This window comes from Methylomonas sp. HW2-6, from assembly GCF_052474525.1.
This window is the reverse complement of record NZ_CP184124.1, coordinates 3,885,893-3,901,328: the sequence shown is the minus strand read 5'-3', so window position 1 is coordinate 3,901,328 and position 15,436 is coordinate 3,885,893. Positions and strand designations below refer to the sequence as shown.

Annotated in this window: 14 protein-coding genes; 6 read left to right on the top strand and 8 right to left on the bottom strand. The window is 54.4% G+C overall.

Translation table 11 applies throughout. The annotated features are described in order from the left end of the window. Nucleotides 1-2: 2 nt before the first annotated feature. Complete coding sequence (locus ACH518_RS18720) at nt 3-1,136, bottom strand: aminotransferase class V-fold PLP-dependent enzyme (RefSeq protein ID WP_445371184.1); 1,134 nt, start codon at nt 1,134-1,136, stop codon at nt 3-5. A gap of 213 nt (nt 1,137-1,349) precedes the next feature. Here ACH518_RS18720 and ACH518_RS18715 point away from each other — a divergent pair, with 213 nt between their 5' ends. Further along, a complete protein-coding gene (locus ACH518_RS18715; RefSeq protein ID WP_445371183.1) occupies nt 1,350-2,885 on the top strand; it encodes a cation:proton antiporter domain-containing protein in 1,536 nt (511 codons plus the stop codon). Nucleotides 2,886-3,223: 338 nt separating this feature from the next. Here ACH518_RS18715 and ACH518_RS18710 read toward each other — a convergent pair whose 3' ends face one another. The 5 genes from ACH518_RS18710 to ACH518_RS18690 form a co-directional block, all read right to left on the bottom strand. Further along, on the bottom strand, nt 3,224-3,733 hold the full coding sequence (locus ACH518_RS18710) for a glycine-rich domain-containing protein (RefSeq protein WP_445371182.1): 510 nt from the start codon (nt 3,731-3,733) through the stop codon (nt 3,224-3,226). Nucleotides 3,734-4,330: 597 nt separating this feature from the next. Next, on the bottom strand, nt 4,331-4,657 hold the full coding sequence (locus tag ACH518_RS18705; protein ID WP_445371181.1) for a hypothetical protein: 327 nt from the start codon (nt 4,655-4,657) through the stop codon (nt 4,331-4,333). A 203-nt stretch (nt 4,658-4,860) separates the two neighbouring features. Next, entirely contained in the window at nt 4,861-5,709 is an 849-nt protein-coding gene (locus ACH518_RS18700; protein WP_445371180.1) for a hypothetical protein, read from the bottom strand. A 737-nt stretch (nt 5,710-6,446) separates the two neighbouring features. Then, complete coding sequence (locus ACH518_RS18695) at nt 6,447-7,019, bottom strand: hypothetical protein (protein ID WP_445371179.1); 573 nt, start codon at nt 7,017-7,019, stop codon at nt 6,447-6,449. A gap of 176 nt (nt 7,020-7,195) precedes the next feature. Next, on the bottom strand, nt 7,196-7,843 hold the full coding sequence (locus tag ACH518_RS18690) for a helix-turn-helix transcriptional regulator (RefSeq protein ID WP_445371178.1): 648 nt from the start codon (nt 7,841-7,843) through the stop codon (nt 7,196-7,198). A gap of 549 nt (nt 7,844-8,392) precedes the next feature. Here ACH518_RS18690 and ACH518_RS18685 point away from each other — a divergent pair. Further along, nucleotides 8,393-8,794: a hypothetical protein gene (locus tag ACH518_RS18685; protein WP_140911142.1), complete on the top strand. Its 402-nt coding sequence runs from the start codon at nt 8,393-8,395 to the stop codon at nt 8,792-8,794. 39 nt (nt 8,795-8,833) lie between these two features. Here ACH518_RS18685 and ACH518_RS18680 read toward each other — a convergent pair whose 3' ends face one another. Continuing rightward, complete coding sequence (locus ACH518_RS18680) at nt 8,834-9,364, bottom strand: peroxiredoxin (RefSeq protein WP_140911143.1); 531 nt, start codon at nt 9,362-9,364, stop codon at nt 8,834-8,836. Between the two features lie 242 nt (nt 9,365-9,606). Here ACH518_RS18680 and ACH518_RS18675 point away from each other — a divergent pair, with 242 nt between their 5' ends. The 4 genes from ACH518_RS18675 to ACH518_RS18660 all read left to right on the top strand — a co-directional run bounded on the left by ACH518_RS18675 (nt 9,607) and on the right by ACH518_RS18660 (nt 15,215). Next, nucleotides 9,607-12,756 carry a bifunctional diguanylate cyclase/phosphodiesterase gene (locus ACH518_RS18675; protein ID WP_445371177.1) on the top strand — a complete coding sequence of 1,050 codons (3,150 nt, stop codon included), beginning with the start codon at nt 9,607-9,609 and terminating at the stop codon, nt 12,754-12,756. Between the two features lie 51 nt (nt 12,757-12,807). Next, nucleotides 12,808-13,788 carry an FtsH protease activity modulator HflK gene (hflK, locus tag ACH518_RS18670; RefSeq protein ID WP_445371176.1) on the top strand — a complete coding sequence of 327 codons (981 nt, stop codon included), beginning with the start codon at nt 12,808-12,810 and terminating at the stop codon, nt 13,786-13,788. Further along, nucleotides 13,785-14,750, top strand: coding sequence for a protease modulator HflC (hflC, locus tag ACH518_RS18665; protein ID WP_445371175.1), 966 nt, complete (start codon nt 13,785-13,787; stop codon nt 14,748-14,750). The genes hflK and hflC overlap by 4 nt, the downstream gene beginning before the upstream one ends. Nucleotides 14,751-14,846: 96 nt before the next feature. After that, a complete protein-coding gene (locus tag ACH518_RS18660; protein ID WP_445371174.1) occupies nt 14,847-15,215 on the top strand; it encodes a hypothetical protein in 369 nt (122 codons plus the stop codon). A gap of 39 nt (nt 15,216-15,254) precedes the next feature. Here the strand turns inward: ACH518_RS18660 and ACH518_RS18655 are convergent, their stop codons facing one another. Further along, nucleotides 15,255-15,428 carry a rubredoxin gene (locus ACH518_RS18655; protein WP_140911148.1) on the bottom strand — a complete coding sequence of 58 codons (174 nt, stop codon included), beginning with the start codon at nt 15,426-15,428 and terminating at the stop codon, nt 15,255-15,257. Nucleotides 15,429-15,436 lie beyond the last annotated feature (8 nt).

Here is a 15,436-nt window from a genome sequence, read left to right as displayed (position 1 = left end):
GCTTAGTCAGCCGGCGGGCAGTCGGCGGCAATCGTCAAGGCGCGGCCGATTTCGTCCAGAGAATTGTAAAAATGCGGCGAGAAACGCACGCCGCCGCCGCGCAAGGCGCAGACCACGCCATGTTGTTGCAGATGCCGGTACAGCGTCTCGTTACCGGCTTGGCGGTGTTTGAACACGACGATGCCGGACTTCAGTCTGGGCGCCGCTTCGGAAAGCAATAACAGATTCGGCTGGTTGCGGATGGCGTGGCGTAAAAAGTCGCTGCGTTCCAGCACCAGCGTTTCCACCGTTGCCATCCCGGTCTCCAATAACAACGACAGGCTGGCCGACAGGGCCTGAATCCCCAGCATGTTCGGGCTGCCGCATTCGAAGCGGCGGGCGCTGGGGTGAATCTCCCAGGGCCGGTTCTCGTAGTTGTGGGTGTCCTTCATCATGTGCCAGCCGTACTGGCTCAAACTCAGCCGCTCCCTAGCCTCAGGTGTCGTGTAAAACACGCCCAAGCCCTCCGGGCCGAACAGCCATTTGTGGCCGTCGGCCATCGCAAAATCGGCCTGGCAGGCCTGTACGTCGAATTGCACCGCACCCAGGCTTTGAATCGCGTCGACGCAAAGCAGGATGCCGCGCCGCTTGCAGAATTCGCCGATCCGCTCCAAATCCATTCTGAGACCGGAGCCGAACTGGATCGAACTGACGGTCAGCAGCCGGGTGTTTTGGTCTACCAGCGCAAACAGCGCGTCTTCCGGCGTCGCCGCGCTGCGCAGGTCGGCCTCGCGGAATTCCACGCCCCGAGCCGCCAGGGCTTGCCAGGGCAGGCGGTTGGAGGGGAACTCTTCGTTGCTGGAGACGATATTGTCGCCGGCTTGCCAGGGCAGGCCGCAGGCCACGAAGGACAGCGCCTCCGAGGTGTTTTTGACCAGGGCGATATCGTCGGCCGACGCCGCGTTGAGCAGTTCCTTGAACTGGCGCCGAATCAGCAATTCTTTTTTCAGCCAATCCGGGTAGTAATGCGAACCCCAGTCGCGGTTTTGCTCGGCAAAGGCGATGACGGCGGCACTGGTGCGTTTCGGCCACGGCGCCACGGCGGCATGGTTCAAGTAGATCAATTCGTCGCTGAGCGGAAATTCGGGATGTTTCATAATCGGGGCTCCGGCTGGTAGGAATGCCGCGCGGGGCACGGGTGACTGGCTCGAGACCAATCATAACGGGGGTGGCGGCGCAATTTCAATCGATTGTCGGCATTTACCGGCTACCGGCAAAGCTCGGTGTCGGCCAAGCCGTGATATAAAACGCTGTTGGCGGCCGCGAACCGTTGCCGAGACTAAACATTCAGATTTTAAAAGTTATCGAACATGATGGAATTGATTTGGATTAGCGCAGCCTATCTGACTGGCCTGGTCGCCAGCAGGTTGTCGTTTCCGCCGTTAGTCGGCTATCTGGCGGCCGGCTATGCCCTGAATGCGCTCGGCGTCGCGCCGTTGGCCGATCTGAACCACATCGCCGAGATCGGCATCGAACTGCTGTTGTTTTCGGTCGGGTTGAAGTTGAAGCCGGCTTCGTTAATCCGGCGCGAGGTGATCAGCGTCGGCGGCGCCCACCTGTTGATGACCACGTTTTTTTCGGCGCTGGTATTTTTCTGGTTGGAGCGCCACGTCACCGGCGGCTTGGTGCTGGGCGTCAGTCTGGCTTTTTCGAGTACCGTGCTGGCGATCAAGGTGCTGGAAGACAACGGCGAATTGTCGTCCCTGCACGGCCGCGACGTGATGAGTATTCTGATTTTGCAGGATATCGTCGCCATCGGGCTGCTGGCGGTGGCGGAAGGCAAACAGCCGACGCATTGGGCGTTGGCCTTGTTTTTGTTGCCGCTGCTGCGGCCGCTGGCCCATCGGATGCTCGCTGCCAGCCGTTCGTCCGAACTATTGCTGCTCCTGGGGGTCACCCTGGCTTTGGCCGGTGGCGTTGCCGCCGAGAAATCGGGGATATCGGCCGACATCGGCGCGTTACTGACCGGCATCATGCTGGCCAACCATGCCAAAATCCACGAGTTGACCGACCGCTTGTGGAGCTTGAAAGAACTGTTCCTGGTGGCGTTTTTTCTGCAGATCGGTATCAGCGATCTCCCCAGCCGGGAACAAGTGTTCATGGCGCTGCAACTGTTGGCGCTGTTGCCGGTGCAAGGCATATTGTTTTTCGGCTTGTTCCTGTTTTCTGGGCTACGGGCGCGCACCGCTTTCGTCTCGACGCTGGCGTTAACCACCTACAGCGAATTTGCGCTGATTACGACCCGAGCCGTGGTGGACGCCAACTTACTGCCCGGCGAATGGAATGCCGTCATCAGTCTGGCGGTGGCCGGCTCGCTGGCGTTTGCGGCGCCGCTGAACCGCTACTCGCACGTCCTGTTTTCCTGGTTCGAACCGTTTCTGGTGCGCTTCGAAAAGAAAACCGGCAATCCGGACCGATTGCCGGAATCCTTCGGCGTCGCCGAATGGCTGGTGATCGGCATGGGCCGTACCGGCTTATCGGCCTACCAGGCCTTGTCGGCTCAGGAGCAGCGGGTAGTGGGCCTGGACGCCGACCCCACCGTATTGGAAAACCTGTTGGCCGAGGGCCGGCGCGTGGTCTACGGCGATGCCGAAGACAGCGAGCTGTGGAGCGGATTGCGCCTGGAGCGAATGAAGGGCGTTGTGGTTACCGTACCGGAGGTCGAAACCCGTCTGCTCGCCATCAGCCAACTGCGCAAACGCGGCTTCAAAGGCCGAATCGGCACGCTGTGCCACCACCAGGACGAAGAACCCGAACTAAACCGCGCCGGCGCCGACTTCGTGATTCATCCGCTGGTTGAAGCGGGTAATCAATTGGCCAGGAATATGTTGGGGGGTGAGGGGTGATGACGGAGTGTTGGGCGGCGAAAGTCGAGCCATAAGCGAGTTGGTTGATATTTCCAATGACTGCTAATGGGTGATTGGTTGAATCTGAGTTTGTGGACGTAGGCTGGGTTGAATGACAATGAAACCCAGCTTCGAAGCCGATAAGTTTTGAAATTCAAAAAACATTTGGATGCAAAGAAACTTGACCATTTCAAAGTATCCGCTGGGTTTCGCATTGCTCTACCCAGCCTACGGCCCTGTGAATTAAGTCAGATTTAGCTAATGACTGAAATTTAGAGTCCTGGTGTCAAGCAAATGATGTTCGCAGTTTTTAAGAACGTTTGGAGCAATTGGTAAGTCTAGTCGCCTCCACCACCGCAGCCTCCGCCCCCGTCTCCATCGCCGCCGCCGTCACCCGATGCATCCGCTATTCCGTCGATGCTGCCATCGAAATCGGTGCTGTAAAAATCGCCGCCACAGTGTAAGGGGGCAAAGTTTTCGGCACCGTCGCCATTTTGCAGTGCCTGACAATCCAGGGTATAAAAAAAACCGTTGGCAATATTAAATTGTTGATCGATGGCAAATAGTAGAGGCAGGCGGACCGGATGGCGTGGTTTGATCTTTTCCAATTCGCACGCATAAAACCATACCCGACGCAATCCGGTATTGTCTTTCCGATCCTTGCCGAGTGTGATAGCCGGCGTATGATGCATAAAACTACCAAAAGCTCGAAAGCAAAAGCGCCGATATTCGCGGGTATACAGAATAAATTCGTGCCAAAGATCGTCGACCAATTGCGAGGGCATCGATACAAATTGGCAGTCGCTTTCCAGATAAGCCCTAAAAAACTGGCGCAAGGCTTTGCCCACTAACTCGCAGTCTGTTAGCGACAATTCCGGATGTTTGTTACGCAATTTCTCGTAAAGTCCCGCCGGATAGCGATAGGCGCGCAGGTATCTGCGTTGAAAGATTCTGACGATTATCCACACCAATCCCGCGAACATGCCAGCCAATGGAACAAAGTACAGATATTCTAATTTCAAAACTTAGCCCCGCCTGTTAGTCCGATCCAACGCCAATACGCAATCATTGCCGAATGCCTTAAGCTGCGAATAGATGTAAGCCCTGGGGATTGAGACATCCGCTCAACGGTATTAGCAACACCAGATGTCAACATTCGCCAACTTGCGGAAAACACGCATGCGGACTAGTAAGCTAAATGCTTCCACAAATAGTTGGGTGCAAAAACGCCGGTATGCTCAGGCTTATATTGAAACATGCATTTATGACAAGTTCATTGCACTTTCGCTTTGAATTCGCCGTCGTAATTTTATTTTGAAATTTGGGGCACAGGACGGTTTCGCAATAGCAAACCGTCAACATTCTGAAAAAGATGGTGGATTGCCTAAGGCGAATCCACCTTACGGGTTACGGACTTAGCTGAGCTTTTTTGTTTCAAACTTTTGCTAGGTGGCTTCTTTGTTGAAGGTCAAATTAATTTGAAATTGGTTTTCAGGGTTTAATAAAAAAGCCTCTCTAAAGGCGGTCTGGATTATTTTCTCCAATTCAATGATGCTAAGGCTGGGGCTACCGGCAAAATTCACATCCACTTTGGCTATAGTGCCGTCTTGATAAAAGATACTCAATGACGGCTTAATGCCTACCTGTTTCTCGATGGCGGCGCTTGCTTCCGCAGATTTGGCGGTTATTTCCTTCCATTGCTCGGGCAGTTCACAACCAGTGAGCAAGGCAGTTAATAGTAAGGCAAAAATCCAAAGTGTTTTTTGTTTCACTTACAACCCCAATGGGTTATTTAATTAGTTACGGCTTGGGTCGATCATGCCAAAATGAAGAGTGAAGCAATCCTTGGAATCTAAAACGACCACAATGCTTCTTGGGCGTTGATTTGAATTTGTTTGGCAATAACACTCATATTCCGCCCCAAATCCGCCACCTATTCCGCTTGGGCAATTGCGGGCACAATAGGAGGGGCATCCTATTGGGCTGCAGCGACGTTTGATTGGCGCAGTTTTAAATCGTGGAATTGCAAGTAACCTAACGCGCAAAAATAAGAGCTGATGCAGACAAACAATACGCCATCAAGCACCATGCTGATAATGCTGGTTTGTTCATCGGTATCCAAGAAGTTGGTCAGAATTCCTGCTGCGCCGGATAACACCATCGCAACTAGAATCGGAGCTAGGTAGGTCACCACCGTCCTTAGTATATTTCCCCAGGCCAATTTGCAGCTGGCTTGTAATGAAGCATAAGCGGGCAGGGAATCAATAACTATAAAATAAGGATAGAAGGCCAGTGAAACCGCTATGGTGGCGGCAAGGCAGAACCCCAACACTAAACCAACGCACGTCGAAAGCACCATGGCGGTGGAATTGCCGGCACCTGATAGGGCACCGGTAATTAACATAGGGATGACAGACACCGTGCCGATCATCGTCATACTGGTCAGCCCCACGAGTATACATGGCAGAAGTGTCGCAAGAAATAAACGCCAAAGCTTCTTTAGTCCTATCATGAATACTTGCAGAAGGCTTTCTTCGCGATCTTTTGCGACGCAATCAAAACGCAGGATTATGCAGGGGTAAACCCAAAAAAAACAGAACGCGGAAGGTAGCCAAAATATCATTTGTATCGTTTCGACTATGGATACTGCAGCGGAATTGCGGTCCAACTCCCGTAGTAAAAGCTCTAAAATTAAGTCCACAGCAAAAAATGCCGCCAAAATCCAAAACAGTTCCAATAGCTTAGGCAGGCTTTTCACATACAACTTAATGCTGGTGCCTAAAATTTTCGCCCCACTGATGGGTTGCGAAGATAATATTTGCATGACCGCTCCTATCTTTTTGATGGTGTTAAAATAGTTAAGTGCGTCATTTATGGCGAAAGCTGATACAGCGTTAAACCTCATTTGTGCCAATTTTGCTATCGGCCCATAAAAGTAACTCGTAGGACGGTTTCGCAATAGCAAACCGTCAACACCCTCAAAGCTTGGTGGATTGCCTGCCGGCGAATCCACATTACCGTGTTAGTAAGCCAAATGCTTTTACAAATAGTTGGGTACAAAAAGGCCAGTATGCTCAGGCTTATATTGAAACATTCATTTATGACAAGTTCATTGCACTTTGGCTTTGAATCCGCCGTCGTTTTTAGCTTAGAAATTTAGGGCGCAGGACGGTTTGTCCATAGTAAACCGTCGACACTTTCAAAACTATGCTGGATTGCCTGCGGGGAATTCACTGTGTGGGTTCCAGAAGATTGATTGAATGAATAAGTGCCGCAAGGGCACCCGATAGCGCCGATAATCCGGCATACAAACCTCCATCAAGCGAGACTATCGGGCGGATGCCGACAGGCGATCCGCCAATCAAGCCATCAAATAACTCAATGCCTCAACATCGCCTCAACCACAGCAAACTTGACAGCCTCGTGCCCCGTCCGACATCTGGCGGAACCCGGTAAACCGGTTCCGCCTTACGGACTTCAACCACGGGATGCGGAAAACCGCATGTCCGGTGGTGTGGGAGAGGTGACGGGCGCAATCCCGTCACTCCGGCCCGATCGAACTTATAGCTTGAACCCATTTTCACGCTGGCGACCAAGTAAACGGCAGAAAATTAAACTAGCTCCAAATAACCACATACTCGGTGGTAATGGAACAGGGACTGCAAAAAGGCCTCCTGTGAGTCCGCCTCCAGTTTGTATTGGCCACGATGAAATAGTACTTGGTACTTCTTGTCCATTTTGTGTGAAATAATATTTTAAAATTTCAATACCCCCAACAATTGGGGGTCCGCTCGTATAGCTGAACTTAATTCCTGGTATGTCTAATTCCTTACCTTTTCCAAGTGTTAAGTCATATCCCGATGAACCGCTTGGTCGCTCATAATTTATCTTTTTCGGATTAGTGGGGTCAACTTTTGGATCCCCCCAAGGATCTGACTTAAATTTTGACAAATCAACAATCGGATCTTTAAATTCAATGTGGAAGTCTGTTGCATATTTAAATTTTTCAGTTTCGATATTAGGATTGTAGTCGGCTTGACTAGGATTGTACTTAATCCGCTCTGCGTAGCCAAATGGAATATATGAAACAAATAATGCAAAACTATAAATAATAAGATTTTTTGTGATTCTCATAAATACTTCCTGTCGTTGCTTATAAAGTTATCAGATATTAAAAACCCTGAGTTAGAATTTTTATAGAGTACATTACTGCATCAAAAAATAGTTTACTTAAGAGTCTTTTATTTGCAATTTACTAAAATATTCCCTGTCATACATCTACCAAATGATAGACAAACCCCCTCAACCACCTACCCCTGCGTAAACAAATAAATCAACCGCAACAAATCCGCCTGCCGTCTTGTCCCCGTTTTCCCTAACACGCTATGTAATTGGCTACGCGCGGTGCCCGTAGTGATATTCCATTTGGAGCTGTATTCGGTCAGCGTTAATCCCTCCACCAGACTTTTACAAAGGCGGATTTCGGCCCGGGTCAGGGTGTATTGGCGAATAAACTGCTGCCATTTCAGAGACTGAAAATGACAGAAATAATGCAGTTTAAGGAGGTAGCCGGCCGCATGGGGAATGCTGGTGGACGGTTTGGGGAGTTGGTGGCAGCTCAACAGGATTCTTTGCGGTTCCTGATCGTTTTCCAGTAACAGACAAATTGGCTCAGTTTCTTGGGCTTTGCCAGAACCGAAGCTTTCCAGTTTTGCGGCGTGCTCTCGGTTGAGTAGTCTAAATCCAGGTGACAGGGTAAATAGCTTGGGGTGTTGTTTGATGATGTCGGTGGCTTGTGGCGAGATATAAATCAGTTGTTTTTGGCTATCCAGTAACAGTTCATTTTCATCCCAACTTTGCAGACAATGATGGCAATGCGGGGTGGAAAATGTCTTGTAAAGATCGTCCTCGACGCGATCTGATTCTCTGCGTCTTAATTGTCCTCTGCGCTCTAGCATGGCCTGGCTCTCCTTAGTACACAAATTCAGTTTCCTAGAAGTATAGAAGGCCAACGAAAATGTGCCGGCTTGATTAGACAAGCCCTTTAATATTGCGGGCTTTGACTACTAGCTCAACCCCAAAATATCGCCATTCCGGATTATCAGACAACCCATTTAAAATGGTAGAGTCAATTCAGAATCCCAGCCCCCGCATGCACAGTCATGACGAGGGCAATTTCTTCAATGAGCCGACTAGTAGCCCGGTACGGTGGGCACAGCCTTTTGTACCCACGCGGGTCGAAACGGTGGGCAAATTTGCCCACCCGACATCTTCTAAAAGCAATTTACCGGACGATCAAAAATTTAGAGGGTCGTTCGCAATTGGCCGAAAGCCAACTCAGCCAGACTCCGCGCCCGCCAACACACCCTTCCGAAGTTAATTTAATGCCATTGCCCTCGCGGTTTGCGAGGCTCCGGGCCGAATGGTTTTATCCCTCTCCGGCCAAAGCGTTTTTTCTTGGTAAGCTATGCAGCCAATTCAACCAATGCCTGCCAATGGAGATATAGATGACCACGATTTTTCGCCTTACCGCCGCCTTGTTGTTAAGCCTGGGCGCCGATAGCGTTTACGCTTACGGCAGCAGCCAGAGTTCCAGCCATTGCGATAAGCCGGCGTTTTCCGAGTTTCAACCGGCGGCCAACAAATATTTGCAGACGTTTCAGGAGTTCTCGCTGTCGGCGTCCGCCAACACGACGCCGACGTCTATCGTGGTCCATGTCAGTGCCGGCGATATCAAATACGAATATACCGCCAAGGAACTCTACATCAGCCAACACAAAAGTGGGCGTTACGAGGTGCGCGGCAAGATAGACCGGCCGATCGAGCACGGTTTCGTCAGAATCAGCGTCACGGCGCACAGCAAGCCGAGCTGCGAAAAAACCGACGGCTATCTGGTCCGGATCCAGTAATTTGAGCCCCGGTCGCGCTTCCGGGGCGGCTGTGCCCGATCAGGGTTTGCCTTGCAGTTGTTTTAGTGCCGCCGCGACTTTTTGGGCGTCCAGGGCCGGGTCGACATCGTTGTCGATACGGCGCACCTTCAATTCAGGGTCGATGATGAAAGTCCAACGCTTGGCCATGGTCAACACCGGCATTTTCGCGCCGTAAGCTTCGGTGACGCTGGCGTCCGGATCGGAGAGCAGCGTGAAGCCGAGTTTGTGCTCACGGTGGAATTTGGCCAATTCGGCGACCGAATCGGTACTGAGGCCGTAGACCTCGGCACCTTGCTGGCGTATGGCCTGAATCGCGTCGCGAAAGGCGCAGGCTTGGGCGGTACAGCCCGGCGTGCCGGCTTTCGGATAAAAATACAATACGGTCCAGCCATTGCCGCGGCGCGAGTTCAGGTCGAACTCGCCGCCGTCGTGGGTCTTGGCCTGAAACGTGGGAGCGGTATTGCCGATCTGCAATTGCTCGGCAAAGGCTGGCGGCAGGCCGCCAAAAAACAGTACGAGCGGGATCAATAGGGCGCTGAATCTAGTCATGGAAATATTCCTCGGCAGAGTGACGGTGGGAGCGTGCCGGCTATTGTCGGCCAAGGCCGGCGCTTTAGGTAGCATTTGTTGAGCGGTAGCAAAAAAGTTGTGCCGCGGCGCTAAGTTCCCGACGCGAACAGGCGGCGGCGCAGGCGGCAGTGTGGAATAATCGGGCCGTTTGCAGCAAGTGTTTCGTCAGCACAGCGTTCGAAGCAGCAGCGTCCAGTGGCATACTGCCAAGGGGGAATCCCATGAACCGGCCGCGCCGTTATTCCAGTTTTACCAACAGTGTTTTGCTCAGTGCGCTGAGCCTGGCGCTGCTTGTCGCTTCGATTTTCCTCTATCTCCATCTCGAAAGCCGAATTGACACTGCCGAACAGTCGGGCCTGGCGCTGCAGCGAGCGGCCGACGGTTTGCGGCAGACTGTCGCCGAATCGCGGCGGCTGGCGCTTGCTTATGTCATTCGCGGCCAGCTAAGCGACCGGCAGCGTCACCGAGAAATCCGGGATAGCCGTAACGCCGGCGGTGCGGTGCGGTCGGATTCAATGCGCGAGGCTGACTTTACCGCCGCGGAATTGGCGAAACTGACACAGGCGCAGACCAAAGCGGATCAGTTGGCGGATATCGAATTGGCGGCGGTGCAATTGGCCGAAAACGGCGTAGACGACGAACTGGAACGACTAAAGGCGGCGGCGATGCTCGAAAGCCAAGCCTATCGCCAAACCGAGGCCGAATTTCTGCAGATGCTCGCCGAGGCCGGAGATATGGCGCGGAGCAGAACGGCATTGCTGGTAAAACGCAACCGCGATATTGCAGCAGCGCTTGGCTTGGCCGTGGCGGCGGCGGGCCTGATGCTGGCGTTGGCGTTATGGCGGGTCTACCGCAGTGTGTTCGGCATTTTGGGCGCAGAGCCGGAAGAAGTGCGTACTCAAATTGCCCGCTTGGGTCGCGGCGATTTCGCGCAACAGCCGCCAGTACCGGATGATTTGAGCGATAGCGTGATGGGCTGGTTATCGGAAACCCAACGCCAGTTGGCGCAAGTCGATGCGGAGCGGCGGGAAGCGGAAGCCAAAACCCAACGTCTGACTCAGCTGTACGCGGCATTGAGCCAGTGTAATCAGGCCATCGTCCGCTGCAGTTCCGAAGCCGAATTGTTTCCGCAAATTTGTCGCGATGCGGTCATGTTCGGCGGTATGAAAATGGCCTGGATCGGCATGTTGGACCCGAGCGGGCAGTGCGTGCTGCCGGTGGCGAGTTACGGTAGCGGCGGCGAATATCTGGCCGACATCGCCATTAGTATCGATCCCAGACAAGACTCCGGTTGTGGACCAAGCGGAACTGCGTTGCGCGAAGACCGGGCTTACTGGTGTCAGGACTATCTGAACGATCCGGCGACATCGGTGTGGCACGAACTCGGCGCCCGTTGCGGCTGGCTGGCATCGGCGGCTTTGCCCTTACACCGGAATGGCACGCCGGTCGGGACTTTGAATCTGTATGCCGATAGCGTCAATGCGTTCGATTTTTCGGCCCGCAATTTGTTGTTGGAAATGGCGATGGACATCGACCACGCCTTGACCGGCTTCGAACGCGATGCCGAGCGCCAGCACGCCCTGCAAATGGAAACTTTGCGCACTTTCATGTTGGAACGGCTGAACAGCGGCGGTTCCTTGCGGGAGTTGTTGGACGAAGTGGTGCGTAAATTGGAAAGCGCAATGCCGGATTGTATTTGTTCGGTATTGCTGTTGGACGAAAGCGGGCGGCAGGTGCGGGTTGCCGCGGCGCCCGGTTTGCCGGATTTCTACAACCGGGCGATCGACGGATGCGAAATAGGTCCCGGAGTCGGTTCTTGCGGCAACACTGCATTTACCGGTCAACGTACTGTTGTTGCCGACATCGCTCAACATCCGTATTGGAAAAACTTTAAAGAGTTGGCGGCGCAAGCCGGCCTGGGTGCTTGCTGGTCGGAGCCGATTTTGGGTTCCGGAAAAAAAGTGCTGGGTACCTTTGCGATTTACCAGCGCTATCCGGCGTCTCCGGATCATTTTGCTTTGCGTCTGCTGGATATGGTGGCGCATTTTGTGGCTTTGGCCATCGAGCGCAAACAAACCGAAGAACACATTTACCATTTGGCCAACTACGACCCGTTGACCGGCTTGCCCAACCGCAGCCAGCTAAACAACCACTTGAAATGCGCGTTGGGGCTGGCCCAGCGGGCTAACGGCCAATTGGCGCTGATGTTTTTGGACATCGACCACTTCAAAGACGTCAACGATACCTTGGGACACAGCGTGGGCGATGCCTTGCTGGTCGAATTGGCTTTGCGCTTGCGTGCCGCGCTACGGGTGGAGGATATCGTTACCCGACTGGGCGGGGACGAGTTCATCGTGCTGCTGCCGGGAGCCAATGCCAGTAGCGCTACGGTGATCGCCCAAAAGTTGTTGGACGCGATTTCCGAACCGTTTCGTATCGAGCATCACGATTTGATTATGAGCGCGTCCATCGGTGTCGCGTTGTATCCTGACGACGGCGAAGATCTCGAGACCTTATCGAAAAGTGCCGACACCGCGATGTACCGGGTGAAATTGGAGGGCCGCCACGGTTGCCGCTTCTTTACGCCGGAAATGCACGCCAACTCGGCGCGGAATCTGCAATTGGTCACCGGCCTGCGCCACGCGCTGGAGCGCGGCGAACTGGAGTTGCACTACCAGCCGCAGTTGTCGCTGAAAACCGACAAGATAACCGGCGCCGAAGCCTTGCTGCGTTGGCGTCATCCCGAACTGGGCCTGGTATCGCCGGCAGAATTCATTCCGGTCGCCGAGGATAGCGGTCTGATCCTGCCGATTGGCGAATGGGTGATCAGAACCGCGGTTCGCCAAGCCAGGCAAATCATGGCCGAAGGGCTGGGGCCTTTGGTCATGGCGGTGAATTTGTCCGCGGTGCAATTTAGCCAGCCGACTCTGCCGGATTTGGTTGGCGGCATCCTGGCCGAAGAAGGCTTGCCGCCGGAATATCTCGAATTGGAGTTGACCGAAGGCGTGGCGATGAACCATCCGCAGACGGCGATTGCGGCCATGGAGAATCTGCACCGGCGCGGTATCCGGGTCGCCATCGACGATTTCGGCACCGGTTATTCGTCCTTGAGTTACCTGAAGAAATTCAAAGTCTACAAACTGAAAATCGACCAGTCGTTCGTGCGCGATATCACCACCGACGCCGAAGACAAAGCGATCGTCAGCGCAGTGATCAGCCTGGCCGACAGCCTGGGTTTGGCGACCATCGCCGAAGGCGTCGAAACGCCGGAGCAGAAAGCCTTCTTGCGCCAGCAAGGCTGCGACGAAATGCAGGGCTATCTGTTCAGCCGGCCGTTGACCGTTGCCCAGTTGATGGATTTTTTGCGCTAAGCTTGTGGCGTCAGGCCGCCTGTTGCGGCCGCTTCGATGCGGAGCTTGCCGATGAACAATCCTCGACCCCTTTTCGACCGTTGGCCGCAGTCGCTGCCGGTGCCGCCGGCAGCCGTGCTGCTCGGCATCGGCGGCCTGATTGTCTTCAGCATGTGTTTTTACACGATTCCGGCCGAGTCGGAAGGCATCGTCTTACGCTTCGGCGAATTCATCGAGCAAGTGCCGTCCGGCCTGCATGCCAAGTTGCCGTTTGGAGTCGATGAAGTGATAACCGTGCCGACCCAGCGCCAGCAAAAGCTGGAATTCGGCTTTGCCACGCCCGGTTTCACCAATCCGGACCAGGCCGGCGAAGAGCCGGAGCTGGAGCGGGCAATGGTGACCGGGGATTTGAACTCGGCGCTGGTGGAATGGATCGTGCAGTACCGGATCACCGACCCGGAAAAGTATTTGTTCGATGTGCGTGATCCCGGCCTGACCTTGCGCGACATTTCCGAAGCGGCGATGCGGGAAGTGGTCGGCGATCGCTCGGTGGACGAAATCATCACCATCGGCCGGCAGGAGATCGAAGAAACCGTGCTGGCACGGGTACGCGAACTGGCCGAGCGCTATCGTTTGGGCGTCACGATCAATCAGGTGCAATTAAAAAACGTCAATCCGCCGGAACCGGTGCAACCGTCGTTTAACGAAGTCAACCGAGCGCAGCAGGACCGGGAGAACGTGATCAACCTAGCCAACGGCGAATACAACAAGGCGGTGCCGAAGGCGCGCGGCGAGGCCGATCAGAGGATACGCGCCGCCGAGGGTTACCGCTTCAAACGGATCAACGAGGCCGAAGGCGACGTCACCGCTTTTAACCAAGTCCTGGAACAGTATTTGAAGGCGCCGGAAGTCACCCGCGCCCGGATATACCTGGAAACCATGGCCGAGGTGCTGCCGCAGGCCAAACAACAAATCATCGTTGACGACACGGTGCAACAGATTCTGCCGTTGTTGGCGGTGCCAGGTCCGTCAGGTGTCGAGGTGGCGAAATGAGCGGCGCCGGAAAATCGTTAGGCTTAATTGCGATCGCGCTGGTTTTTTTGCTGACCTGCGCCTACACCGTCAACCAAACCGAGCAGGTCATCGTTACCCAATTCGGCAAGCCGGTCGGGCCGCCCATCACCGAGCCGGGTTTACATTTTAAATTGCCGGTCGTGCAACAAATCAACAGCTTCGATAAGCGCTATCTGGCTTGGGATGGGCCGATGGTGGAAATGTCGACCAAGGACAAAACCTACGTTCAGGTCGATACTTTTGCCCGCTGGCGCATCACCGATCCGATGCGCTACTACCTGCGGCTGCGTGACGAGCGTAGCGCCCAATCCCGGCTGGAAGACATCCTGGGCAGCGAAACCCGTACCGCAATCGCCCGTCATGAACTGATCGAGGTGGTCCGCACTGACAAGGATCGCAAGCCGATGCAGGACGAGAGTCTGGCGGGCCTCGCCAGCGAAGCCGGAATTGGCGTGTTGCGGCCGATCCGGGTCGGCAGGGTAGCGATCGAGCGCGATGTATTCAACGCGGCAGCGCCGAAATTGGCCGAGTTCGGCATCGAATTACTGGACGTACGCTTCAAACGGATCAATTACAACCGGCAAGTGTTGGAGCGGATACACCAGCGCATGATCAGCGAGCGCCTGCAAATTGCGCAACGTTTCCGCTCGGAAGGCGAGGGCGAAGCCGCCCGTATCCACGGCAACAAGGAACGCGATATCAACGAGATCGAATCCGCGGCTTACAAACAGGTGCAGGAAATTCAAGGTGCGGCCGACGCCAAGGCCGCCGAGATTTACGCCAAAGCCTACGCACAAAAGCCGGAAGCGGCGGAGTTCTATAAATTCCTGAAAAGCATGGAGACTTATCGGGCCGTGATCGGCGCAGAAGCCAGTTTGGTGCTGTCCACCAACAGCGACTTATTCGGCCTGCTGAAACGCGCCGATGCCAAAGGGCGTTGACGGCTTTACCGGCGGCGGCGCGCGGTTAAGGCGGAATTAAGTTGCCGCTCGCATGATGCATCCCAACACGATCATTTTGCGAAAAGGAGCTTTGATATGTGTAAGAAAACCGTAATTGCCGTTTTCAGTTTGGCGTTTTCCTCGGCCGCATTGGCCGACCACGAAGGCTGGGGCCACCATTGGGGGCATCACCACCATCACCACCACGATTATTACCCGGAATACCGGGAACGGGTGATTTACTACCAACCGGCGCCGCCGCCGGTGGTGGAATACGTTCCGGAGCCTTCGTACTATGCACCGCCGCCGCGGCCGCGTTATTACCAGTACGACCAACGTAACCCGCAAGGTTTGCTGGGCGGCATGGTCGGTAGTGCGATGGGCTACCACTTCGGCGGCGGCGACCCGTTGGCCGCCGGTATCGGCGCCGCGGCCGGCGCACTATTAGGTAACGGCATGTACTGATCCGATTGCCACGTCCGGTCGGCCGTCAGCGACCGTAACTTAATAATTAAGCAGTTGGAAAAAGCTTTTCGGCGCGCCGCAAATCGGACATTGCCAGTCGTCCGGGATGTCTTCCCAGCGGGTGCCGGGAGCGATGCCGCTGTCCGGATCGCCTTTGGCTTCGTCGTAAATGTGTTCGCATTCGCGGCAATGGTATTTTTTGTATGCGGCCATACCTTTCT

Excerpts from the sequence above, each read along its gene's own strand:
- ACH518_RS18720 (WP_445371184.1), bottom strand. The coding sequence starts at position 1,136 with ATGAAACATCCCGAATTTCCGCTCAGCGACGAATTGATCTACTTGAAC.
- ACH518_RS18715 (WP_445371183.1), top strand. The coding sequence starts at position 1,350 with ATGATGGAATTGATTTGGATTAGCGCAGCCTATCTGACTGGCCTGGTC.
- ACH518_RS18700 (WP_445371180.1), bottom strand. The coding sequence starts at position 5,709 with ATGCAAATATTATCTTCGCAACCCATCAGTGGGGCGAAAATTTTAGGC.
- ACH518_RS18695 (WP_445371179.1), bottom strand. The coding sequence starts at position 7,019 with ATGAGAATCACAAAAAATCTTATTATTTATAGTTTTGCATTATTTGTT.
- ACH518_RS18690 (WP_445371178.1), bottom strand. The coding sequence starts at position 7,843 with ATGCTAGAGCGCAGAGGACAATTAAGACGCAGAGAATCAGATCGCGTC.
- ACH518_RS18685 (WP_140911142.1), top strand. The coding sequence starts at position 8,393 with ATGACCACGATTTTTCGCCTTACCGCCGCCTTGTTGTTAAGCCTGGGC.
- ACH518_RS18680 (WP_140911143.1), bottom strand. The coding sequence starts at position 9,364 with ATGACTAGATTCAGCGCCCTATTGATCCCGCTCGTACTGTTTTTTGGC.
- ACH518_RS18675 (WP_445371177.1), top strand. The coding sequence starts at position 9,607 with ATGAACCGGCCGCGCCGTTATTCCAGTTTTACCAACAGTGTTTTGCTC.
- hflK (WP_445371176.1), top strand. The coding sequence starts at position 12,808 with ATGAACAATCCTCGACCCCTTTTCGACCGTTGGCCGCAGTCGCTGCCG.
- hflC (WP_445371175.1), top strand. The coding sequence starts at position 13,785 with ATGAGCGGCGCCGGAAAATCGTTAGGCTTAATTGCGATCGCGCTGGTT.
- ACH518_RS18660 (WP_445371174.1), top strand. The coding sequence starts at position 14,847 with ATGTGTAAGAAAACCGTAATTGCCGTTTTCAGTTTGGCGTTTTCCTCG.
- ACH518_RS18655 (WP_140911148.1), bottom strand. The coding sequence starts at position 15,428 with ATGGCCGCATACAAAAAATACCATTGCCGCGAATGCGAACACATTTAC.